This window comes from Sphaerospermopsis aphanizomenoides BCCUSP55 (assembly GCF_001586785.1).
GTDB lineage: Bacteria > Cyanobacteriota > Cyanobacteriia > Cyanobacteriales > Nostocaceae > Sphaerospermopsis_A > Sphaerospermopsis_A aphanizomenoides_A.
The window spans coordinates 1-21,906 of sequence record NZ_LUFH02000086.1 but is presented as its reverse complement, the minus strand read 5'-3'; the positions used below and the strand labels follow the sequence as shown (position 1 = coordinate 21,906).

The 21,906-nt window shown below is 38.7% G+C and carries 19 protein-coding genes and 1 tRNA gene; 10 read left to right on the top strand and 10 right to left on the bottom strand.

Annotated elements, in window-relative coordinates; all coding sequences use genetic code 11:
- Positions 1-12: 12 nt before the first annotated feature.
- The 3 genes from A0J48_RS19715 (at position 13) to A0J48_RS19705 (ending at position 3,556) form a co-directional block, all read left to right on the top strand.
- Positions 13-939, top strand: coding sequence for a cytochrome c oxidase subunit II (locus A0J48_RS19715; RefSeq protein WP_200326071.1), 927 nt, complete (start codon positions 13-15; stop codon positions 937-939).
- A 152-nt stretch (positions 940-1,091) separates the two neighbouring features.
- On the top strand, positions 1,092-2,765 hold the full coding sequence (ctaD, locus tag A0J48_RS19710; RefSeq protein ID WP_200326069.1) for a cytochrome c oxidase subunit I: 1,674 nt from the start codon (positions 1,092-1,094) through the stop codon (positions 2,763-2,765).
- Positions 2,766-2,953: 188 nt separating this feature from the next.
- Positions 2,954-3,556 (top strand): cytochrome c oxidase subunit 3, encoded by a 603-nt coding sequence (locus A0J48_RS19705; RefSeq protein ID WP_200326067.1) that lies wholly within the window; start codon positions 2,954-2,956, stop codon positions 3,554-3,556.
- A gap of 335 nt (positions 3,557-3,891) precedes the next feature.
- On the opposite strand, the gene A0J48_RS19700 is transcribed toward A0J48_RS19705, so the two are convergent.
- Positions 3,892-4,965: a DUF3800 domain-containing protein gene (locus A0J48_RS19700; RefSeq protein WP_200326065.1), complete on the bottom strand. Its 1,074-nt coding sequence runs from the start codon at positions 4,963-4,965 to the stop codon at positions 3,892-3,894.
- Positions 4,966-5,276: 311 nt separating this feature from the next.
- On the opposite strand from A0J48_RS19700, the gene A0J48_RS19695 reads away from it, so the two are divergent.
- Positions 5,277-6,083, top strand: coding sequence for a glycoside hydrolase family protein (locus tag A0J48_RS19695; protein WP_200326063.1), 807 nt, complete (start codon positions 5,277-5,279; stop codon positions 6,081-6,083).
- Positions 6,084-6,124: 41 nt separating this feature from the next.
- Here A0J48_RS19695 and A0J48_RS19690 read toward each other — a convergent pair whose 3' ends face one another.
- Entirely contained in the window at positions 6,125-6,682 is a 558-nt protein-coding gene (locus A0J48_RS19690) for a hypothetical protein (protein WP_200326051.1), read from the bottom strand.
- A complete protein-coding gene (locus tag A0J48_RS19685) occupies positions 6,682-7,788 on the bottom strand; it encodes an AAA family ATPase (protein ID WP_200326049.1) in 1,107 nt (368 codons plus the stop codon). Before A0J48_RS19685 ends, A0J48_RS19690 begins: the two co-directional genes overlap by 1 nt.
- Before the next feature lie 143 nt (positions 7,789-7,931).
- Here A0J48_RS19685 and glyS point away from each other — a divergent pair, with 143 nt between their 5' ends.
- The 3 genes from glyS to A0J48_RS19670 all read left to right on the top strand — a co-directional run bounded on the left by glyS (position 7,932) and on the right by A0J48_RS19670 (position 12,505).
- The gene (gene glyS, locus A0J48_RS19680) at positions 7,932-10,157 is read left to right on the top strand and encodes a glycine--tRNA ligase subunit beta (RefSeq protein ID WP_200326047.1); all 2,226 of its coding nucleotides are present in this window, start codon (positions 7,932-7,934) and stop codon (positions 10,155-10,157) included.
- A gap of 83 nt (positions 10,158-10,240) precedes the next feature.
- Positions 10,241-11,668: a UDP-N-acetylmuramoyl-L-alanine--D-glutamate ligase gene (murD, locus tag A0J48_RS19675; protein WP_200326045.1), complete on the top strand. Its 1,428-nt coding sequence runs from the start codon at positions 10,241-10,243 to the stop codon at positions 11,666-11,668.
- Positions 11,669-12,037: 369 nt separating this feature from the next.
- Positions 12,038-12,505, top strand: coding sequence for a GNAT family N-acetyltransferase (locus A0J48_RS19670; RefSeq protein ID WP_200326043.1), 468 nt, complete (start codon positions 12,038-12,040; stop codon positions 12,503-12,505).
- On the opposite strand, the gene A0J48_RS19665 is transcribed toward A0J48_RS19670, so the two are convergent.
- Entirely contained in the window at positions 12,447-13,376 is a 930-nt protein-coding gene (locus A0J48_RS19665; RefSeq protein WP_200326041.1) for a sensor histidine kinase, read from the bottom strand. The two genes, A0J48_RS19670 and A0J48_RS19665, sit on opposite strands and share 59 nt — an antisense overlap.
- 63 nt (positions 13,377-13,439) lie before the next feature.
- Positions 13,440-14,015, bottom strand: a complete 576-nt coding sequence (locus A0J48_RS19660; RefSeq protein WP_200326040.1) for an L-threonylcarbamoyladenylate synthase — start codon at positions 14,013-14,015, stop codon at positions 13,440-13,442.
- Between the two features lie 705 nt (positions 14,016-14,720).
- Between A0J48_RS19660 and A0J48_RS19655 the strand changes: the two genes are divergently transcribed.
- On the top strand, positions 14,721-15,278 hold the full coding sequence (locus A0J48_RS19655) for a Uma2 family endonuclease (RefSeq protein WP_200326039.1): 558 nt from the start codon (positions 14,721-14,723) through the stop codon (positions 15,276-15,278).
- Positions 15,279-15,296: 18 nt separating this feature from the next.
- On the opposite strand, the gene prmC is transcribed toward A0J48_RS19655, so the two are convergent.
- From prmC to A0J48_RS19635, 4 genes are all read right to left on the bottom strand, one after another.
- The gene (gene prmC / locus A0J48_RS19650) at positions 15,297-16,199 is read right to left on the bottom strand and encodes a peptide chain release factor N(5)-glutamine methyltransferase (RefSeq protein ID WP_200326038.1); all 903 of its coding nucleotides are present in this window, start codon (positions 16,197-16,199) and stop codon (positions 15,297-15,299) included.
- A gap of 8 nt (positions 16,200-16,207) precedes the next feature.
- The gene (locus A0J48_RS19645) at positions 16,208-17,005 is read right to left on the bottom strand and encodes a Tic22 family protein (RefSeq protein ID WP_200326037.1); all 798 of its coding nucleotides are present in this window, start codon (positions 17,003-17,005) and stop codon (positions 16,208-16,210) included.
- A gap of 444 nt (positions 17,006-17,449) precedes the next feature.
- Positions 17,450-17,523, bottom strand: a tRNA-Pro gene (locus A0J48_RS19640).
- A gap of 306 nt (positions 17,524-17,829) precedes the next feature.
- The gene (locus tag A0J48_RS19635) at positions 17,830-18,357 is read right to left on the bottom strand and encodes a GNAT family N-acetyltransferase (protein WP_200326036.1); all 528 of its coding nucleotides are present in this window, start codon (positions 18,355-18,357) and stop codon (positions 17,830-17,832) included.
- A 529-nt stretch (positions 18,358-18,886) separates the two neighbouring features.
- Between A0J48_RS19635 and A0J48_RS19630 the strand changes: the two genes are divergently transcribed.
- Together A0J48_RS19630 and A0J48_RS19625 are read left to right on the top strand one after the other, a co-directional pair.
- Positions 18,887-19,606, top strand: a complete 720-nt coding sequence (locus A0J48_RS19630; RefSeq protein ID WP_200326035.1) for a hypothetical protein — start codon at positions 18,887-18,889, stop codon at positions 19,604-19,606.
- Positions 19,607-19,814: 208 nt separating this feature from the next.
- Complete coding sequence (locus A0J48_RS19625; RefSeq protein ID WP_200326032.1) at positions 19,815-20,729, top strand: alpha/beta fold hydrolase; 915 nt, start codon at positions 19,815-19,817, stop codon at positions 20,727-20,729.
- Positions 20,730-20,758: 29 nt separating this feature from the next.
- Here the strand turns inward: A0J48_RS19625 and tsaD are convergent, their stop codons facing one another.
- Positions 20,759-21,796 carry a tRNA (adenosine(37)-N6)-threonylcarbamoyltransferase complex transferase subunit TsaD gene (gene tsaD, locus A0J48_RS19620; protein WP_200326030.1) on the bottom strand — a complete coding sequence of 346 codons (1,038 nt, stop codon included), beginning with the start codon at positions 21,794-21,796 and terminating at the stop codon, positions 20,759-20,761.
- Between the last annotated feature and the right edge of the window lie 110 nt (positions 21,797-21,906).

The following is a 21,906-nucleotide window of genomic DNA, read 5'->3' as shown; positions in this document are numbered from 1 at the left end:
ACTGACCAAGTTATGAACATCCGGCTAATTTTAAATCTTTTGACATTGATGACGGGGGGGCTTGTCGTCACAATTACGAGTATTTTCATCGGTAAACAGGCTTATTTCTGGCTTCCCCCTCAAGCTGCGGCTGAATCACATTTGATTGATGATTTGTTTAGCTTTTTGGTGACAATTGGTGCTTTTATCTTTTTGGGTGTCACCGGCGTTATTTTGTATTCTCTTACCTTCCATCGCGCCAAAAATTACGATATGAGTGATGGACCACACATTGAAGGGAACATCACCTTAGAAGTTGTTTGGACTGCTATTCCTGTGATGTTGGTATTGTGGATTGCAAGTTACAGTTATCAAGTGTATGAACAAATGGGAATTCAAGGACCATCTCATTTACTACACTTACATAACCCCATTCACATCCAAACTGCTTTTGCAGAAGAGAAAGAAACACCAGCAGAAACTGTGAGCGAACCTTTAGAAAAAATTGACGTATTAGCTAAACAGTGGGCGTGGGTTTTCCATTATCCAGAACAGGGAATTACAAGTACAGAATTGCATTTACCGAGCGATCGCCGCGTGCGTTTAGCCCTACAATCAGAAGACGTACTTCACGGCTTTTATATTCCCGCATTTCGCCTCAAACAAGATATCGTTCCCGGTAAAACCATAGACTTTGAATTTACCCCCATCCGCCCAGGTAAATATAGCCTCACCGACTCCCAATATAGCGGTACATACTTTGCTACTATGCAAGCCAACGTGATAGTAGAAAGCCCAGAAGAATATCACGCATGGTTAGAAAAAACCGTTGGTCGCATCCCCACCCCTGCTAAAAACCAAGCCGCTACAGAATACGCCCAAACCCACAACGAAAACATACAACTAGGTTGGGAAACAGTCAAACCTGCTGCACCTCCAGTAGTTAACTTTGCAGGTTAGAAGTTAGGAAGTAAGAAATGAACCACGAAGACACGAAGGACACGAAGAGAAGAAATTTTTAGAGAGATTTTTCGTTGTTTTTGATGGTTAATTAATTCTTCCTTTCTTCCTTTAAGACTTTGCGTGATCCTTCCAAATTTGGAATCTAACCAATGACAAACATCTCTCTTGATCTTAGTGGTGAATCACATCATCACTCCACACCAACCAACTGGAAAACATATTTCACTTTCAGCACAGACCACAAAGTAATAGGTATTCAATACCTCGTTACATCGTTTATTTTCTTCCTTGTTGGTGGTATATTCGCCATGATTTTGCGGGGCGAACTTGTCACCCCCGAATCTGATTTAATTGACCGTACCGTTTATAACGGAATGTTCACCATGCACGGAACAGTTATGTTGTTCCTGTGGACATTTCCCTCTCTTGTTGGTTTAGCTAACTATCTCGTACCCATTATGATTGGGGCGCGAGATATGGCATTTCCTCGCCTGAATGCTGCTGCTTTTTGGATGGTTCCTGTAGTGGGAATTCTCCTGATGTCCAGCTTTTTTGTACCTGGTGGACCAGCCCAAGCTGGTTGGTGGGCTTATCCTCCCGTCAGTTTACAAAATCCCACAGGTCACTTAATTAATGGACAAGTTCTCTGGTTATTAGCAGTAGCTACTTCCGGTGTTTCTTCTATCATGGGCGCGGTGAATTTTGTCACCACCATTGTGAAAATGCGTGCGCCGGGAATGGGCTTTTTTAGAATGCCCTTATTTGTCTGGGCAGTATTGAGCGCCCAAATTATTCAATTATTTGGACTTCCTGCTTTAACTGCTGGTGCAGTCATGTTGCTGTTTGACTTAACAGTTGGAACTGCTTTTTTTGACCCCAGCAAAGGTGGAAACCCAGTAATGTTTCAACATTATTTCTGGTTTTATTCCCACCCTGCGGTTTATGTCATCATTCTTCCCATCTTCGGGATTTTCTCAGAAATATTCCCTGTTTATTCCCGCAAACCTTTATTTGGTTATAAAGTAGTTGCAATTTCTTCGATGTTAATTGCTGTGGTGAGTGCCATTGTTTGGGTACACCATATGTATGTGAGTGGAACTCCTGGCTGGATGCGGTTACTGTTCATGGTGACAACCATGTTTGTATCTGTACCAACAGGAATTAAAGTATTCGCTTGGGTGGCAACAATCTGGGGTGGAAAAATCAGACTAACTACACCAATGCTGTTCGCTTTGGGTGGTTTAGTGATGTTTGTTTTTGCTGGTATTACAGGAATTATGCTTTCTTCTGTACCAGTAGACGTTCACGTTAATAACACCTATTTTGTAGTCGGACATTTCCATTATGTTCTTTACGGAACAGTGACAATGGGAATGTATGCAGCCATCTATCATTGGTTTCCCAAAATGACCGGGCGGATGTTTAATGACGGTTGGGGACAAATTCATTTTTGGTTAGCATTCATTGGTACTAACCTCAACTTTTTACCCATGCACCCATTAGGTTTGCAAGGGATGTTACGCCGAGTTGCTTCCTACGCACCAGAATATACATTCTGGAATGTTCTTGCTAGTTTAGGTGCTTTCTTATTAGGAATGTCCACCTTACCCTTCATTTTCAACATCTTAATTTCCTGGATGCAAGGTGAAAAAGCCCCTGATAATCCTTGGCGGGCTATTGGTTTGGAATGGCTAATTTCTTCACCTCCATCTGTAGAGAACTTTGAAGAAATTCCCATCATTATTAGTGAACCCTACGGTTACGGAAAATCAGAACCATTAACAGCTAACCTAGAACCTCACGCAATCAAAGAAGCCGAATAATGCAGAGAAAAAGAAGGACGCAGAAAACCTCTGCGTACCCTCTGCATTTATAGCAGGTGACAGGGAACAGGTGACAGGTGACAGTGCTAAGAGTCTTTTAGTATCTAATTTTTAGGATTAGTTGATGTCCTAAACACCTTATCTGTTTTATAACCCTGCGTTTAAAACTCAAAAGGAGAATTTCACCAATGGATAGTTCTATTAAACCTGAAGAATTACATCATGTAGTCCATGAACATGAACACGACGAAGAAGGCAATAAAATGTTTGGTTTTATTGTCTTTCTGTTATCTGAAAGTGTCATCTTTTTAAGCTTTTTCGCTGGCTATATTATCTACAAAACCACAAATCCTAATTGGCTTCCTGCTGGTGTAGAAGGACTGGAAATAGTAGCACCAACAATTAACACAATTATTCTGGTTTCTAGCAGCTTTGTAATTTACTTTGCTGAAAGATGTTTACAACGTAATAATTTACAAGGATTTCGGCTATATTTGTTAGCTACAATAGCAATGGGTAGCTACTTTTTATTCGGTCAAGCTGTGGAATGGAGTCAATTAGAATTTGGCTTTACTTCCGGTACTTTTGGCGGGATGTTTTACCTATTAACCGGGTTTCACGGTTTGCACGTTTTGACCGGGATTTTGTTACAGTTTATGATTTTGATTCGTTCTTTTATTCCCGGTAATTACGATAATGGTCACTTTGGTGTTAATTCAACTTCGTTGTTTTGGCACTTTGTAGATGTTATTTGGATTATTTTGTTTCTGCTTATTTACGTTTGGCAGTAGGGAGAGAATAAAATTAATTTTTGGTTCGTAGTCGTACTTTATTACATTGCACTGAAGTGCTACTACGAACCTATTTTTATTTCACGCAAAGACGTAATGAAGTAAATAAGTAAAGGTACAAAGGAAGAAAAAGATAAGTTTTTAATGTTAATTTCACGTAAAACCGATTACCCGCCTGGGAATGAATTCCCAGTCTCATAGCGAAAGTCATCTAAAGATGACTATAAATATTTAATATTTTATAGTTTACTTTAGTAAACTTTGGTTATTAGCCATGAAATTCATTTCATGGCGGGTGTGGATGCTAACAGATAAAATATTTGTAGTAAAACTGCTTATTTATCTTGGCTTTCCATCAGAATTTGGGCAAAGTGGTCAATAGGAGATGTAGCGTTATCTCCTATTGTACTTAGTTCTTGTGGTGTGAACTTCTTTTCTGGCCATATTAGAGAAATGCCAGAGATATCAAATAGCTGAGTTTCTGCTAACTTTCTACAAAATTCGTTTTCTGGATCTTGCCCTTCACTAAGCCATTTTACATATTGAGTTACTCCACCTGCCAGTAAATCAGAAAGCTGTAATCCTGCCCAGTCCTTTGAGTTATTTTGACAAGTTTCTTTAACTCCTATAGGTAAAGAGAATTTGCGGCGATCATAACCAAGTTCAATTGGCAAAAGATTGGGGTCAACTAGCGCGTCCCAAATATCGCGGTTTTTTGCCATTTGAGAAGAAGCATCATGAATAAGTGTTATGTCATCATAAATATCTTTTCTCCAGTCTGACATTAGAGCTAACGTACAAGCTACGGCAATATTGAGGTTGTCTTGAGTATTTAATATCTCAGTTCCTACCTTGATGTAACCTACTTTAAAAAAAGCCAACACTTGATTAAGTGATTCAGGATAATTTGCTTGAAAAATAAGCTCAAAAAAGTTATGATAAGATTTTGGAGTGCGGTGCTTCATCATATCTTGAAATCGCTTTAACAAGCTCTCATAAAAATCAATGCCTCCAATACTTGGCAATACGTAATAAAGTAAGTTAGATAATCCAATGTTACCGCCTCTATCATATAGATCGATGCCATCATTATATGCTGCTGGCTCGACTATTATTTCCACCATTTTGGTAACTAGCACATATTTTTTATGTGCAACGAAAAATTTAACCAATTCTGGATTTTTAGCAAGTTCATGGAAAAAGTTCAGCAACATCTTCTGCTGGTAAGGTCGCTTTGATAACTGGGTATATTTCAGTTCTTGAGCTTGAACTTTACTAAAGAAACTTTGCTTGATATCTTTACAGGTTTCTTCTGGACAGTTTAATGATGCTAAAGAAAAAATTGGTTGCTCTAAATCAAGTAAATTTGAACCTGTATATCCGCATTCATCCAAGAAAATAGTAGTCATTGTTTTTATTTTTAGAGTAGATTACCAAATTTTATCAGCTATAAATTTTACTAATGCTGCCGCTTTGAAGGTAGTTTTAGCAGAAATGAAGGAATTATGATACAACGTAGTTTACAACCTTGTAGAAGCAGCATATTGTGTTTACCCTGGGTAAATGGTGAAATGTCAAATCAGAGTTTTCTTCCTCTTCTCAAATCAAAAATTATTAAGCTTAAATAAGCTGCTTATTAATTTTTTATACATAATAAATTTACTGACATAGAAAAGTATTATACTCAAGAATATCAAATCTTGAGCAGGTAATTCAGGCAATGGAATTAATTCTCAATCCTAATGAAATTCTTAAACTAGGCTCACAAGGTAAAAAAGTTGAGCAATTGCAACAAATATTAAAAGCTCTTAACTTCAACCCAGGTACTATAGATGGTGATTTTGGTAATAAGACTTTAGCCGCAGTTAGACAGTTTCAGCAAAAACAGGGGTTGACAGCAGATGGAATTGTTGGTGCAAATACTCAGAGAGCTTTAAATAATGCTATCAAGCAGACAGTAAATAATACTCCTAATAATACTGATGCTAATGCCAATTCTTCTACAAAAAAACCTATTCAAACCTTAAGTACTGGGACTTCTGGCGGTGAATCTGGTAAACTACCAATGGCTGGAGTAGCTCTCATCAAAGAATTTGAAGGTTTATATCTCAAAGCATATCCTGATCCAAAAACTGGTGCTAAACCTATTACTATCGGTTGGGGTTCTACTCGCAAAAAAGATGGCAGTGAGTGGAAATTAGGTGAAACAATTACAAAAGAAGAAGCAGAAGAATTATTAATGATGCAGTTGGAAAACAAATATTTACCACCGCTGCAAAAAATTCCTGTATGGAACGAATTAAATACTAATCAACAAGGTGCGTTATTAAGTTTTGGTTATAATTTAGGTGCTAATTTCTATGGTGCGCCTAACTTCCAAAGTATTACCAGAGTCTTGCAAAATAAGCAGTGGGATCAAATTGAAGAGACGTTTATTAAATATAGAAATCCTGGAAGCAATGTGGAGGCAGGGTTAAGACGGAGAAGATTAGCAGAAGCTAAATTGTTTTTGACACCAGTGAATTAGTGTTACTTCTGTGAGTTGTTGGATAGGGATGAAATTTTTATTTATAACTTATCCAACAATGGTAAAATTCTTTGTAATTCTCCACAGGCTGCTTTGAGAGAAGGAGGAGCATTATTATCTAAAGTACCTTGATAACATTGATTGACTAATTGTTCAACATTGGGTTTACATTCTGACTGCTTTTTCAACTTTGGATATTCTGTTTCCTCATCAACATTGTTACCTTGTAGATAATTTATCCAAGTTTCAATATTCCTTTTAGGGATAAAAACCGCTATAGCTTCATTAGCTTGACGCAATGATTGAGAATTTTCTTTGAGAGTATCATTTAATTGCTGTAATCTTTCTTCTATTGTTTTTTTATCTGCGTCAATTAAAACAATTAACATTCCCGCACGCTTATTTTTTTGTCTGCGATATTCTACCACTTCTTTTGCATACTTTTCTCTGACAAACTGCTCACCTGCACCTTTAGGACAAATTTCAGTGCGGATATTTCTATCTATGATAAAACCTCGCTTTTGCAAAAAATGAATTGCAAAAACTTCCTGTTGTTTATCCTCACACAAAATAACAATTTGCACCCTTTTTTGGCTCATTATAACCATCCTCGTGCAATTAGTTCAGAAATTTTTAAGCCTGCATCATCAGCTTCTTCGTTGCTGATTTTTCTCACTCTTACAGGTGCGTTGCTTTGACGTTCAAACCAATAACCTATAGGGGAAGCTAACAGATAATTAATACATTCAGGATGATGGGAAATTAACAAAGCTTGTAATTTTCCTTCATCACAAAAATCATATAGTTGTCTTAACCAAGGTTGAATTTCTGGTAGTGCTAAAAAGTTTTCTGGTTCATCAATACAAATTGTATAATCTTCTGATTGTGTACAATATATAAGAGTATATAGAGCAATTATGATTCGTTGCCCATCAGATAACTCATTAAATCCGTATTCAATAATATCTTTTCGATTTGAATCATTGGCAAATCTTACTTTAAGAATTGTATATTTATCTCCATATTGTTCAAATTTGAAACTTACAAAACCATTTAAAACTTGTTTTAGTCCTTGTATTAATTCAGCTACTTTACCCTGATCCTGTGAAATGTAACGATACCAAGATACATAATTATCCATAGATGGATTTAATAAAATTTGTTCTTGTTCACTCATTGAAGACATATTAGAGGGAACAATTCTCACAATAATAAATCTCTCTATCCTTTTTTTGAACCATGTTAGCTTTGTATTATCGGGTCTTGGTAGAAAAAACGGTAATATAGATTGTGACCAATCAAATGGATATTTCGGTCCTTCTATATAATCATCATTAAATGTTTGTACTTCTCCCAGTTCAAAATTCAATAATATTTGATTATTAAACATTAACCTTTCATGCCGAACACAGCTATGATCTGGATAATGTTCAATTACCAGTTCATACTTATAGTTACCACCATTACCTTCTATTTCTAACTCAAAACGTTGTATTGGTAAAGTTTGCCAACGAGTGCATTTCAAACTTGGAAAAATTGCATCTACCTTGTGTAAGCCAAGGATAAAAAATTGAAGTCTCCATAAAACTTCTAAAATAGTTGATTTACCTACTCCATTACCACCAAGAAATAAGTTAATGGAATCAAAATTAAGTTCAAAATTTACCAAGCAGCTGAAATTATCAATATAAATACGCTTTAACATAAACATTTCCTCCTAATCAACCACTATCATACAGCGCCCATTATGCTCATATTCTCAACTTCTCCAAGAAGTCGCGTATCTTGTTCACCACAGCCTGATGACAGGGTAAACTGGTGGAATTGACTGATAAAGATTAGTGACCTATGCCTGCGTTTTTATTAGAAGTTGGTACAGAAGAACTACCTGCAAACTTTTTGAGTAGTGCCATAGTACAATGGCGATCGCGTATTCCTCAAACTCTGGCAGCTAACAACCTCAAAGCGGAAACGGTGGAAGTGTATGGAACTCCCCGACGGTTAGCGGTTCTCATCACAGGTTTACCATCCCAGCAACCAGACAAAGAAGAAGAAATTAAGGGGCCACCCGCACAAGCAGCTTTTAAAGATGGTCAACCTACCCCCGCAGCAGTTGGTTTCGCTAAAAAACAAGGTGTGGAATTGTCAGCTTTTGAAATTCGACCTACAGAAAAAGGTGATTTTGTCTTTATTCAAAAAAAGACTCCTGGCCGGCCAGTTGCGGAAATTTTGACGGAACTCGTTCCCCAGTGGGTTTGGAGTTTGGAAGGAAAACGTTTGATGCGTTGGGGAAGCGGTGATGGTAGGTTTTCCCGTCCTATTCGCTGGTTAGTGGCTTTGTTAGATGGGGATGTTTTGCCCTTAGAATTAAAAAACGGTGAAAAGATAGTTAAAAGCGATCGCATTTCTCAAACCCATCGCGTTTTACATCCCGAACCTGTAACCATTTCCCACGCAACAGAATATGTAAATACCTTGCGTTCTGGTTTTGTCATCGTTTCACCAGAAGAACGGGAAAACATCATTGTTGAACAAGTTAAGAAAGCAGCAAAAGAGGCTGGTGGCTCTACAGTATTTTACCCTGACTTATTAGAAGAAGTCATCAATCTTGTTGAATATCCATCCGCAGTTGTGGGCAAGTTTGAACCTGAGTTTTTGGAGTTACCTAAAGAAGTAATTACAGAAGTTATGGTAACTCACCAGCGATATTTTCCTGTGTTTAAAGATGGTTATCAGCAAGAATTATTACCCAAGTTCATCACTATTTCTAACGGCAACCCTGAAAAATCAGATATCATTGCTGTTGGGAACGAAAGAGTAGTTCGTGCTAGGTTGGCAGATGGAAGATTTTTCTATGAAGCTGATAGAGCTAAACCTTTAGAAAGCTTTTTACCTCAATTAGAAACAGTCACATTTCAAGAAGATTTAGGTTCTGTCCGCGCCAAGGTAGATCGCATTGTTAAAATTGCAGAAAGAATCAGTGATCAATTGCATTTAGAGGAAGAACAGCGTCAAAAAATCAAAAGAGCAGCTTTATTGTGCAAAGCAGATTTAGTAACTCAAATGGTATTTGAGTTTCCTGAATTACAAGGAATAATGGGAGAAAAATATGCTTCAGTAAGTGGTGAAGATCCCGAAGTTGCAACGGCAATAATGGAACATTATTGGCCAGTTAGAACAATTAAACAAGAGGAGTTAGCAGCAGAAAATGAGATCCCAGATGGCTTGTTACCCTTAACTCTCACTGGTAAAATTGTAGCTTTAGCTGACAGATTAGATACACTGATTTGCATATTTGGATTAGGTTTAATACCTACAGGTTCTTCTGATCCTTTTGCATTAAGACGTGCAGCTAATGGATTAATTCAAATTATTTGGTTAGCAATTACTACTGAAAATAGAAGAGTTACCAAAGAAGGAGGATTAAAACTTAATCTATCCCAACTATTAGAGGAAATAGCCACAGAATTTGCCACCACATTTAATAAAGATGTCAAATCTTTAATTAGCACTTTACGAGAGTTTTTCCTGCAACGTATCCGCACTTTATTACAAGAAGAAAAACAGATAGATTATGACTTGGTAAATGCGGTTTTGGGAGAAAATGACCCAGAATACACAGAACGCGCATTACAGGATTTATTAGATGTACGCGATCGCGCCCTTTATCTACAACAAATCCGCAACGATGGTACATTAGATAAAATCTACGAAACCGTCAACCGTTCTACTCGACTCGCTGCACAAGGTAATTTAGACTTCCAGCAGTTAGAACCCACAGCGGTAGTTAAACCCGAATTATTCCAAAAAGCTTCTGAGTCAGCATTCTACAACGCCTTAGTAGAACTAGTTCCCCAAACCCAAACCGCGCAACAAACACGCAACTATCAACTGTTAATAGCCGCACTAGAAAAAATTGCTCCCACTGTGAGTAAATTCTTTGATGGGGAAGATAGCGTTTTGGTCATGGATCCAAATCCCGATATCAAGCAAAATCGCTTAAATTTGCTGGGATTATTGCGAAATCATGCCCGTGTACTAGCTGACTTTGGGTCAATTGTGAAAAATCTGTAGCAAAAGACAACAAAAACAGGTGTAATTTTTGCCAATTAACGCTAGTATAGGGTAGCTTAACCAGGGATGATGCTACACAGTCTATGCCAGAAGCTGTTGTGATTGGATTGGGAAAGTCCGGTGTTGCTGCGGCAAGATTGTTGAAACAGGAAGGTTGGGAGGTGGAATTAAGCGATAGTAGCACCTCCCCAAACCTCCTGGAACAACAACAAGAACTTGCTCAGGAACAAATTACCGTTAAATTAGGACACACACCAGACGTAGAAAGTTTAAAATTAGCTAACAAATTACCTCAATTAATAGTTGTTAGTCCCGGTGTACCTTGGGACATTCCCATCTTGCTGAAAGCGCGAGAGTTAGGAATTGAAACCATTGGGGAAATGGAACTAGCATGGAGACATTTGCAGGATATTCCTTGGGTAGCCATCACCGGTACAAATGGTAAAACTACCACCACTGCGCTAACTGCTGCCATTTTTCAAGCCGCAGGATTTAACGCTCCCGCCTGTGGTAACATCGGTTATGCTGCCTGTGAAGTGGCATTAAAGGGAACTCTTAACAGGGAACAGGGAACAGAATTTCAAACCCAAAATCCTGTAGATTGGGTAATAGGAGAACTGAGTAGTTATCAAATAGAATCTTCTGTGACGCTTTCTCCTCGCATTGGTATTTGGACAACTTTCACACCAGACCATTTAGCCCGTCACAAAACATTAGAAAATTACTACAATATTAAAGCCAAACTGTTAAAAAATTCGCAGTTGCAGATATTCAACGGCGATGATGTTTATTTAAACAATGTTGGATTAAATCATTGGCCGGATGCTTATTGGACAAGTGTAAAAGGTGCGGATTTTTTAATTGGTGAAAAAGGCTTTTATATAGAAAATGGTTGGGTAATAGAAAAATTATCTGCAAATTCCCCACCTCAGCCAATTGTTGAAGTTTCTGCTTTGCGAATGGTAGGAGAACATAACCAACAAAATCTCCTCATGTCAGTAGGTGCAGCGCGGTTAGCAGGAATTGATCTTGAAGCAATATCCCGCGCAGTGCGTGAATTTCCTGGAGTTCCCCATCGGTTAGAACATATTTGTACATGGGAAGGAATTGATTTTATTAATGATAGTAAAGCCACAAATTATGATGCAGCAGAAGTTGGTTTAGCATCGGTAAACAGTCCGGCTATTTTAATTGCTGGTGGTGAAGCAAAAGCAGGAGATGATACAGGTTGGTTAAATAAAATTAAAGATAAAGCTGCTGCTGTTTTACTCATTGGTAATGCTGCAAATGCTTTTGCTCAACGTTTAGAAGAAGTGGGATATAGTAATTATGAAATTGTGGAAACAATGGCAAATGCTGTACCCAAGTCCGCAGAATTAGCAAAACAACATCAAGCTTCGGTAGTGTTATTATCTCCGGCTTGCGCGAGTTTTGATCAATATCCTAATTTTGAAGTCAGAGGTGAAGATTTCCGGCAGTTGTGTTTAAATTGGGTGGAAAATTCCCAGTAATATTATGTTCGGTCAATTACTGTTCAAAAATCGTCAAACCAACCAACCTGATTTAATGTTTTGAGCTTAACAGATGGTAGCATACCAATTTTGAAAAAACTCTCTTAAACCCTCTTAACTTTGCGTTCTTTGCGTTCTTTGCGGTTAATTCATATCAAGCCTGGAAGTAATTGCCAGATTTAAAAAAAATCAACTTAAACATTTGGCATACTCCCTAACCGATAAGTATTGCCTGTTTTCCACTCCTGTAACAAATTTTAATAATTAATTAATAATTAATTAGTTGCATATATATGTACAGTTGCAGTAATTTCCCGCAAAATATGGCATAACAGAAGCGAAGATACTACCACGATTGGGTGTCTGTAAATGAAAAATTCTCAAATTCGGTTTAGTGATCGCCATGCGGAAATTGATCTTTACCAACTCCAGAACTTGTTTAATCTTGCTGCTTTTTGGGCAAAAGGACGTAGTATAGAGGATTTAAGCATAGCTATTGCTAACAGTGAACCTGTAATTTCTGTTTGGGATAGAGAACAACTAATTGGCTTTGCAAGAGCTAATTCTGATGGCATCTATCGCGCTACAATTTGGGATGTTGTTATTCACCCAGAGTATCAAGGTAATGGACTAGGAATTAAATTAGTAGAAACTGTTTTAAGTCATCCCCGGATGCAAGTCGAGCGTATTTATCTAATGACTACTCACCAACAAGCATTTTACGAAAAAATTGGGTTTAAAACTAATAGTACAACCACGATGGTACTATACAATCAATCTAACCTAGTTTCTCTTCCGACTGGGGAAGTTCAGCTTCAGGAATCCCTAGGGGCATAGATATTTGTAACCTAGTCCAATCTTGTGTTACTTCTTTAGTGATGTTAGAGGGAACAATTTCTAGTTTTCCTCCCATCACTTCTAGTAATCTTTGATTTAGTAAAAGCTTCATTCCTGATGATATATTAGTATTTTCTGCATCTATCTTTTGTTCAGATGCCATCAAATCTATTTTCTCACTGTAAATCACAGCATGAGTTGGAATATCCAAATATATATGAACACAATTATTTGTAGATGCAATATTGGCAGAAAGATAAATACTGCCTTCTTCCATTTGTAAAATGGTAGTATCAACTAAATTAACTAATATTTGACGTAACCAGCGATTGTCTGCTAAAACGTAAATATCTGGTTCTGGTAATGATAAAGTAAAATGATAATTACGATTTGCCGCCAGCATATAAGTTAATTGATGAACTTCCTGCAAAACAGGAGTTAGTTGTATTGACTCAATCTCTAATTTATTTTTACCTTGTTCAGTTCTGGCGACACTGAGAATTTCATCAATCATCTTTAGCAATTTTAGCGATCGCTCATAAGCTTGTCCTACAAATTCCCTTTCTTCGGCTGTATTTTCACACAAATCGTTCAAAATTAACTGATGTAATCCAATTAAACCATTGAGGGGCGATCGCAATTCATGGGTAGTCCTTGCCAAAAAACCTGCTTTAAACTGGCTCATTTCCCTAGCCATTTCATAAGCTAATTGAGTTTGCTTTAATTCTTGTAAAATTTTGGTTTCTTGCTGCTGTGGGGCTATAGGCGCAGGGCTAGATGGAGATTTAGATGACTGTAGGAATAATCTACAAAAACCTATTCCTAATCCTATTCCTGTTCCTAAATATAACCATTCATTTAAGCTAGTCATATAAAATTTTACTCAGTAGCATTAACATTTTGTGAATTTTTCAATCCTAACCTATTTAAATTATCAATTATCAATTTTAATTACTCCTTGTCGCAAAATTTGCCAATCTTTCCCCGTCCATTTAGCAACGGTAGAAGGTGTTCCTAAACCTTTATATTCTGTCGCTTCTACAGTGAGAACATCTGGAAAATTTTCTGCTATTTCGTCTCGATTTTCTAATGCTGGTTGTCCTGATAAGTTGACACTAGTTGTAGCCATTGGTCCAGTTTGTGCCAAAATATTTTTAGCAACTTGATGATTTGGTACTCTAACACCAATAGTCGTTGGATCACCAGGATTCATGACTTTAGGAACTTTATTACTAGCTGGTAAAACCAAAGTCAACGCACCAGGCCAATATTTATTAACTACCTCTTGCCAAATTTCATATTCAATATTATCGCCTTTCACATAATCCCATAAATCTTCAGCGTTAGCAGCCATTAAAATCAACGGTTTATCTAAACTACGTTGTTTAGCAATATAAATCAATTCTGCCTTTTCCGGTATGGTGGCCAACGCGGGAACAGTATCTGTAGGGAAGCTAATTAGTTTTCCGGCTTTTGCAGAGTTGATCAGGACTTCTAGAGAAACATTCATACAATATCAGCAAACTACTTATATATATGTTGAAATAAACCCGTGCAGACGGGTTTTGTCTGTGTAGCTGTGATTTTTAATTACCAGGATGGTAATATCAGCACTAAGGTAATTTTACTGGTTTGTTCATTTCCTGGCTAGGAGGTAAAGAAGGTGTTGTTGGGAGTGGTAGAAATTGTAACGCTGTTGCATAGGAGATAAATAAGGGTAAGCTGGTAGCAATAATCAAAGATATTACTTTTAATAAAAAAGCACCAACAGCACACTTACCCCAAGGAGAACGCGTTTTTCGTTTTGCGTTGGGCGGATTATTAAGTATACTTCTTTTCTCGCGTCGAGACTTGTAAATTGTAGTCTGTAAAAGTTACAAAAAATTATTAAGATTGTCTGAATCAGGATGTCCAGGATTAAAGGATGTACAGGATTTTATTTGATATTCTCAAAATAACCCACATTTGATATAATAAGGATTAACCAAAAAATCAGATATCTAAACCTTACTAACTTGAAATTTCTTCTCTGTGTCCTCTGCGTCTAGAGCGGTTCGTTAAAAAAACATCATCTAACAATAACACTAAATAAAAAACATCCAAAATAAAACGCAGATGAACGCAGATGAACACAGATAAACAATATCCTGTAAATCCTTTAATCCTGGATATCCTGATTCAGACAAAATTAACACCTTAATAAATCAATTTATGTATGATTGCTATTAAACATCAACTGACACTAGAAGAATTTCTCACTCTTCCAGAAGAGGATATCACCTACGAATTAGTTAACGGGGAAGCACAACCGAAAATGTCACCAAAAAGATTCCATTCCCGATTAACTATAGCCTTATGTCTAATTCTTACTCAATGGGCAGAAAATAAAGGTGAAATTGGTGTAGAATGGGCGGTTATTTTAAGAATTCGTGGTAAAGATTGGGTTCCTGTACCGGACTTATTATATATTTCCTATTCTCGGTTTCCTAATGATGTAATTGAAAATGAAGCTTGTCCTATTCCCCCAGATTTAGTAATTGAAATTATATCACCGGATCAATCTTTTGGAGAGATGAGCGCCAAAGCTACAGATTATCTTGATGCTGGTGTGATGAGAGTTTGGGTAATAGATCCTAAAGCGAAAACTGTAACTATTTTCTATCCAGATGCACGTCCGCAAACAAAACGCGGTACAGATAGTTTAGCAGATTCTCTGTTTCCAGGGTTGGTAATTACTTCTGAACAAATTTTTCAACAAGCTGGTATTCCCTAAATATCTTTTTTGTCAGAATCAGACATTTTTGACATAAGCCACTGCAAAACGTTCAATTCCTGCTAAATCAGCATGAATAGAAATATCACAATAATTACCATTATTTGCCAATAATTCCCGCACCGTTTCCGCCTGTCCCGCCATCATTTCAATCAACCAAACCCCACCCGGACACAAATAAGCAGGGGAAGCTTCGATTAAATGACGAATACAATCTAAACCATCCACACCACCATCTAAAGCTAAATGTGGTTCATGTTTCACTACTTCTGGTTGTAAAGTCAGCACCGTATCACTAGGAATATAAGGCGGATTTGATACCATCCCGCTAAACTGACCCTTCACCGATTTTAGCGGTTTCCACCAAGAACCTTGATAAAATTTAACCCGTTCCCCAAAACCTAAATTTTCCGCATTGGTTTTAGCAACGGCTAAGGCTTCTGCACTAACATCAACAGCATGAATTGTCGCATTTGTCAATATTTCCGCTAATCCCAGTGCGATCGCACCACTTCCCGTCCCCAAATCTGCCCAATGACCTGATTGTAAACCGCCACTTTCAGCAGCGGCCACAGCCAAATCAATCAACATCTCTGTTTCCGGTCTGGGAATTAAAACCGCACTTGATACAGCGAGTTTAAACCTGCGCCAAGGTGTAACTCCAGCAATGTACTGCACCGGCAATCGCTCATGTAAGCGTCTTTGCCACAACTGGTCTAACTCTGCTAAAGACATCGGCATTTTAATCTGCTGCCATGTTTTAAAAGATGCCAATCGCAGTGACAAACGGTCTAAACCAGCTATTTCCTGCAACAGCCAATCAACTTCTAAGAGTGGGATGTTGTGAGCGATCGCATCTTGAATAGCTTGATTTCGCCACTCCCAAATCTCCATCCCAGTAACTGGCTGTTGCTTCATCATGCTTACTTTTATTTTGAAGGTAATGTTTTTGGCTTAGGAGCATTATTATTTCTCGGCAAAGTCTTGATGTATTCTCTCGACTCTGGAGATGGCACCAACACCACTTGGTTTAACCAGGGATCATTTTTATCTTTTAAAGTTTTAATCACCCCATCTACATCAATGACTTGAATATCAGCTTTAGGAAACTTTGGTTTCACTTGAGTTAACAAACCTTGTGCATCTTGTTTACTCAAAAATAGAGGAATCATTTGCTGTTTATTTGCACCCAATTGAATCGGGACATATCCTTTATCTGGTGCAAATCTCACCGCAAAAACAGGTACACTTTTAAATTGATCTATTTTTTGACCGCTGGCACGTAGTAAGTCTAAAGCCCCTTTCAGTTCTTGGTCTACTGGTTTAAAAGCAAATAAAAGACGATTTTGCTGGTTTTTGCTTTGTTGCAATTGCTGATAAATGACACCTAGAGGTACAGCAGTTACTTGCAGTTTTTTTGCCATTTCTTCTAGTTTTGGATCTTTATTTTTGGCTTTCTGCAACTCTTTAATAAAAGCCATAGCCTCCTGACGACTCATGTATACACCTGTCACTGTTGTACTTGGTTGTCCATTTTGTGCAGGAACAGTACGACTTAGAGGTAGACCTTTATCATTTGTAATCAAGTAAACTGGTACTGAGTCTAACTTATCTTTTATTTGTTGTTCAGATAATGCCAACACCGGACTATTGATAGCTGCAACACTTCCTAGCAACGTACTACTTATTAAACCCAATGTTAAGCCCCAACGAACCAATGATTTCATAACTTACTCCTCACTTCAATATCAATAATTGAATTAACTTAGACAATCAGAAAAATGGTTTGGTTTTATACAGCAACAACTAGTTTTTTTTATCTGGCAAGTTATTTGATGTAGAAATAACTTATAGATTGAGCTAATTGTTTTTAATTTGACCTTGCTATTCATTACTAAATGCTGTCTTGGCCTATTATATTTCTTCTTAAGAGTGGAGTGATGCCCCGGACTCCTGATCAGAACAATGATATTTTATTCGTTTTCTTAATTATGGGTGACAATCTGACTAATGAACGAAGACAGGAGGCAACAGGCAGGAGCAAGAATTTATTTTTCTTCTCCACACCCCTAAACCATTTTCTTGCCCCCACACCCCTCTAGAGTTCAGGAGTTCAGATGTTGTTCCCATTCGCTCTGGAATAGATATATTTATTTATCTTTTGCTATAAATCGGGATGACAGGATTTGAACCTGCGGCATCCTGCTCCCAAAGCAGGCGCGCTACCAAGCTGCGCTACATCCCGGAAAAACCACTTGATGCTTTAGCTTTACATAACAGCCGTTAAGTTTTGCTTGGCATCTTTTTAAAGATAACATACTTCAAACAGATTGCCAACCCCCTGGGGCATAAAAAATTAAATTATATCTACTTGGAGAAATTGCTGACCATAGGTTTGGTTTAGCTGGTAATTGCCTTGACCAATTATTTATTTAGCCTGACAGATTTGATTCTGCCAGACAGCCGAGCTTAACTAGACTGGTTAACAGTAGTACATCCTGGTCAATAGAGTAGATTTATAGTGGCAACCTGTTTCTTGTTAAATTGAGGATTATTGAGGATACCAAAACATCCCTTTAATACCTTCTGGGTCAGGCATAAAACCCATAGTCCGGTAAAAATCTACAACATGGGGATCAGCAAAGAGAGTAACATTGCTAATTTCTTCACTCCTGAGTTTTTTGAGAACATATTTCATCAATGCCTTACCCATCCCTTGACCTTGGAAGTCTGGATGAACTACCACATCCCAGATAGTGGCATTAAAAGCATGATCTGAGGTAGCACGGGCAAAACCAATCAACCGTCTTTGATTTCCTCGTACTTGCCACATAGACGCGACGAGAAAACTATGCTCGATGGCTTTTTTTACTTTTCTCAGAGGGCGACGTGACCAACCAACCGCATCACAGAGTTCTTCAAGTTCATACAGGTCGATATCGCGCTCAGTGCTGAAAACGATACTATCGTTAGCGGCAGTAGAGTTACTTCTATCTCCCCGTTTAAACTCCTCAAATGCAGTTGTTTTATTTGTCGCTACAGATTCAGAACTACTAAACCAAGTTTTCCAAAAACCCATGCCGACGTGGTTCGGGTAACATGACTGAATTGGTTGCCACTCGTTAAGAGCGTTGATTCATCAGTACAATCAATGAATTTACTGTATCCCCTAACACTTAAACCCAAATTTTGCGTTTAGTTGTGTGGGGATAGGCAATAGTAACATTCTAGTTACTGAATCATTCACACCAATCATTTTTAACTTTAGCATTTTGTTTTCACACTACCCTAACTAAAGCTTGGGGGATTTTTTCAGAGATGGGTTATCTTTTTGTTCTCGGTTTTTTCCAGATGTGTTTTCTTTATCCACTAAAATCAAAATTAGGACTTACTCATAGAAAACGAGAAATTAGAGGTTTGGGCTGGGTCTTAGACCTTGAGCATGAAAAATCTCCCATGCCACAACGCGCTATAAACCGTTCCCGATCTCTGAAAATCATCTAGCTGCGTAAATCCGAAAAATACTACATCATGAGGTATTCTGATATATCCAATCCTAGAATTTTGGTGAACCTGCGACTGATCTGTCACCTGCTATACCTCTAACGATGACTTCTGGTTTAAAATCTTCGACCCTAGAACTCCTAAAACGCTTTAACAGAGCGTTTCCCCAATTTTATGAGCAATTTGTTAGCAGCGAGATTCAACTTCAAAATTTACGACTGGCCTACCGTCTCTATAAAACCAGACGGGCTGTTATAGAAATGAAATCGGAGGGGAACAAAAGCGCGTTGCATTTTGCATACCGTAATCAGTCGTTTCTCCTCAGCGATATTTTTGGTGTCCTAGCTGCTTATGGTTTAACTATTCATGGTTTGAGTCTTTATGGTCAGATTCGACCACCAATGTTAGTTTTTATTAAACTCCTAGTGTCTCGTGGCAGCAAAGCTTTAACTGAAAAAACCGCCGAAAATGTTTGTCGCGCTATTCGTGAGGCATTAGGTAGTCGGTTTGAAGTAGAAGAAATGTTAGCTGTGGAATTTAACCTGAATGCTGGCTTAAAACAAGTACAAACCGAGTTCTATGTTGATCCAGTTTTTCATCTCCCAGCCTTAGTTATTGAAGCTGATAATCAGCCAGGATTATTTTATAAAGTCATGTACGGCATCTGGCAGGAAGACCTACTGGTAGTAAATGCCAATTTGTTAGTTTGGCGGGGACGTACACGGCTGATACTCTATTTATTAGGTCCTAATGAAAGCCTGATCCCTGAATATTTGGGACACAAAATTGCTGAAGGTGTGCGGCTGAGGTTGCTTGGTCAATGAAGAAAATAGGGTGTCGGGTGCGGGGTGCGGGGTGCGGGGTGCCGGGAAACAACTTTATCCTGAACTCCTGATAGCGTTCGCGCAGCGTGCCGTAGGCATAGCTTGGCGTAAGCCATACTCATTCCTTAGAACTCAGAACTCAGCATTCGGTACTCAGCATTCGGTACTCGGTACTCAGCACTCTCCTGCCAAGCGGTACTATATACGTATGGCAACAATAGAAATCTTAGGCGTTCCACACGCATACGAGTTAACGGCTCCTACCTCTTGCCCTCATGCTTTAGTATTTATCCACGGTTGGCTCAATAGTCGTGGATACTGGCAACCTGTAATTTCTCGGCTGTCTGAGCATTTTCAGTGTTTATCTTATGATTTGCGAGGTTTTGGTCAATCTCAATCTCAGCCAATATTAGATTTGAACCGAGCAGAAACTTTTAACAACTCAACTGCTAATACAGATTATGATGTAGCCAGATATACCAGTGATTCCCTCTATTCTCCATCTGCATACTCTCAGGATTTAGTAGTTCTGCTGCAACATCTGAATCTTTCTAGTATTTGGCTAATTGGTCATTCTTTGGGAGGTACTATTGCTTTAACAACTGCGGCTCTATTACCTGATTGTGTTAAAGGCGTAATTTGTATTAATGCAGGTGGCGGTATCTATCTGAAAGAAGCATTTGAGCAGTTTCGCTCCACTGGTCAGAAATTTTTACAAGTCCGCCCGCGTTGGCTGTACCAACTTCCTTTGATAGATTTGCTGTTTACTAGAGCAAGTGTAGCACGTCCTTTAGATCGCTATTGGGCGCGTCAACGGGTAATTGATTTTGTTGTTGCTGATCCAGAAGCAGCACTGGGAACACTGTTAGACTCTACCACGGAGGAAGAAGTTAACCGCTTACCCCAGTTAGTGTCACAACTAAAGCAGCCAGTTTATTTTTTAGCTGGTGCTGATGACAAGGTGATGGAACCTAAGTATGTACGCCATTTAGCTAGTTTTCATCGGCTTTTTCAATACGTTGGCGATAATTTTATGGAAATTCCTGATTGTGGACATCTGGCCATGTTAGAACAGCCAGATGCAGTTGCTCATCATATTCGCTCAATAGTCATTGGTCAATAATCATTGCTCAGTTTTCTAGCTCCTGCCTCCTAATACAACTGCATTACTTGAGTCAGAGGTAGTCGAGAATGAACTCCTAATGTGAGAGGAGATATATGGCCACGAGATAAATGGTCAGCAGCGGCACATCCTATCATGGCCGCATTGTCAGTGCAGTATTTTAAGGGAGGAAAGAGGACTCTTAGGTTATGTGCCTCAGCAGCAGCTTGTAGGTGCTTTCTCAGTCCACTGTTAGCGGCTACGCCCCCACCTACGGCAATTGTATCTATTCCATAGTCACGGGCGCAGGCGATCGCTCTTTTGGTTAAAGCTTTGGCTATAGTTTCTTGAAAGCTGGCGGCAATATCAGCTACTGGTACTTCACCTCTATCTTTCTCTAACTGCTGTACCAACCTTAGCACCGCAGTTTTTAACCCGCTAAAACTAGCATCGTAGGGATGATAACCCCCACCTGGCAGAGAAATTTTCCCTTCTGGAAGTGTAAAAGCTTGGGGATCGCCTGTTTGAGCTAACTTATCAATAATAGGGCCACCAGGATAACCCAACTTTAATAACCGCGCTACTTTATCATAAGCTTCACCCGCCGCATCATCACGGGTTTCTCCCAGGGTTTCGTAATTACCACAATCTTTAACATAAATCAAGCTTGTATGTCCGCCTGAAACGAGTAAGCTAAGAAATGGGGGGTCTAAATTGGGTTGTGCCAAGTAAGTCGCGTAGATATGTCCTTCCAGGTGATGAACTCCCAAAAAAGGTTTCTGATGTACCATCGCCAGAGTTTTGGCAGATGTCAACCCGACTAACAACGCTCCTACTAGTCCTGGCGCACAGGTGGCAGCGATGCCATCAATTTGTCCCCAGTCCATCAAACTTTCATCCATAGCTTGCGCTATTAGTTGATTGAGAGTTTCTAAGTGTTGGCGTGAGGCTACCTCTGGGACTACCCCCCCATATTGCTGATGGACGGGAATTTGTGAGGCTATGATACTGCTGCACACTTGACGATTTTTCACAATTGCCACAGCAGTTTCATCACAACTGGTCTCGATCGCTAAAACGGTTGTCATAGGCAATAGGGAATAGGGAATAGGGAAGCAGGGGAAGCAGGGGAAGCAGGGGGAGCAGGGGAGGATTAATAACCCAATGCCCAATGCCCAATGCCCAATGCCCAATGCCC

Bases quoted from the DNA above. Each gene is read 5' to 3' on its own strand.
- ctaD (WP_200326069.1), top strand. From the start codon at position 1,092: ATGACAAACATCTCTCTTGATCTTAGTGGTGAATCACATCATCACTCC.
- A0J48_RS19635 (WP_200326036.1), bottom strand. From the start codon at position 18,357: ATGGGTTTTTGGAAAACTTGGTTTAGTAGTTCTGAATCTGTAGCGACA.
- tsaD (WP_200326030.1), bottom strand. From the start codon at position 21,796: ATGACAACCGTTTTAGCGATCGAGACCAGTTGTGATGAAACTGCTGTG.
- murD (WP_200326045.1), top strand. From the start codon at position 10,241: ATGCCAGAAGCTGTTGTGATTGGATTGGGAAAGTCCGGTGTTGCTGCG.
- A0J48_RS19695 (WP_200326063.1), top strand. From the start codon at position 5,277: ATGGAATTAATTCTCAATCCTAATGAAATTCTTAAACTAGGCTCACAA.
- A0J48_RS19665 (WP_200326041.1), bottom strand. From the start codon at position 13,376: ATGACTAGCTTAAATGAATGGTTATATTTAGGAACAGGAATAGGATTA.
- A0J48_RS19625 (WP_200326032.1), top strand. From the start codon at position 19,815: ATGGCAACAATAGAAATCTTAGGCGTTCCACACGCATACGAGTTAACG.
- A0J48_RS19670 (WP_200326043.1), top strand. From the start codon at position 12,038: ATGAAAAATTCTCAAATTCGGTTTAGTGATCGCCATGCGGAAATTGAT.
- A0J48_RS19685 (WP_200326049.1), bottom strand. From the start codon at position 7,788: ATGTTAAAGCGTATTTATATTGATAATTTCAGCTGCTTGGTAAATTTT.
- A0J48_RS19655 (WP_200326039.1), top strand. From the start codon at position 14,721: ATGATTGCTATTAAACATCAACTGACACTAGAAGAATTTCTCACTCTT.
- A0J48_RS19645 (WP_200326037.1), bottom strand. From the start codon at position 17,005: ATGAAATCATTGGTTCGTTGGGGCTTAACATTGGGTTTAATAAGTAGT.
- A0J48_RS19660 (WP_200326040.1), bottom strand. From the start codon at position 14,015: ATGAATGTTTCTCTAGAAGTCCTGATCAACTCTGCAAAAGCCGGAAAA.
- A0J48_RS19630 (WP_200326035.1), top strand. From the start codon at position 18,887: ATGACTTCTGGTTTAAAATCTTCGACCCTAGAACTCCTAAAACGCTTT.
- prmC (WP_200326038.1), bottom strand. From the start codon at position 16,199: ATGATGAAGCAACAGCCAGTTACTGGGATGGAGATTTGGGAGTGGCGA.
- A0J48_RS19705 (WP_200326067.1), top strand. From the start codon at position 2,954: ATGGATAGTTCTATTAAACCTGAAGAATTACATCATGTAGTCCATGAA.
- A0J48_RS19690 (WP_200326051.1), bottom strand. From the start codon at position 6,682: ATGAGCCAAAAAAGGGTGCAAATTGTTATTTTGTGTGAGGATAAACAA.
- glyS (WP_200326047.1), top strand. From the start codon at position 7,932: ATGCCTGCGTTTTTATTAGAAGTTGGTACAGAAGAACTACCTGCAAAC.
- A0J48_RS19715 (WP_200326071.1), top strand. From the start codon at position 13: ATGAACATCCGGCTAATTTTAAATCTTTTGACATTGATGACGGGGGGG.
- A0J48_RS19700 (WP_200326065.1), bottom strand. From the start codon at position 4,965: ATGACTACTATTTTCTTGGATGAATGCGGATATACAGGTTCAAATTTA.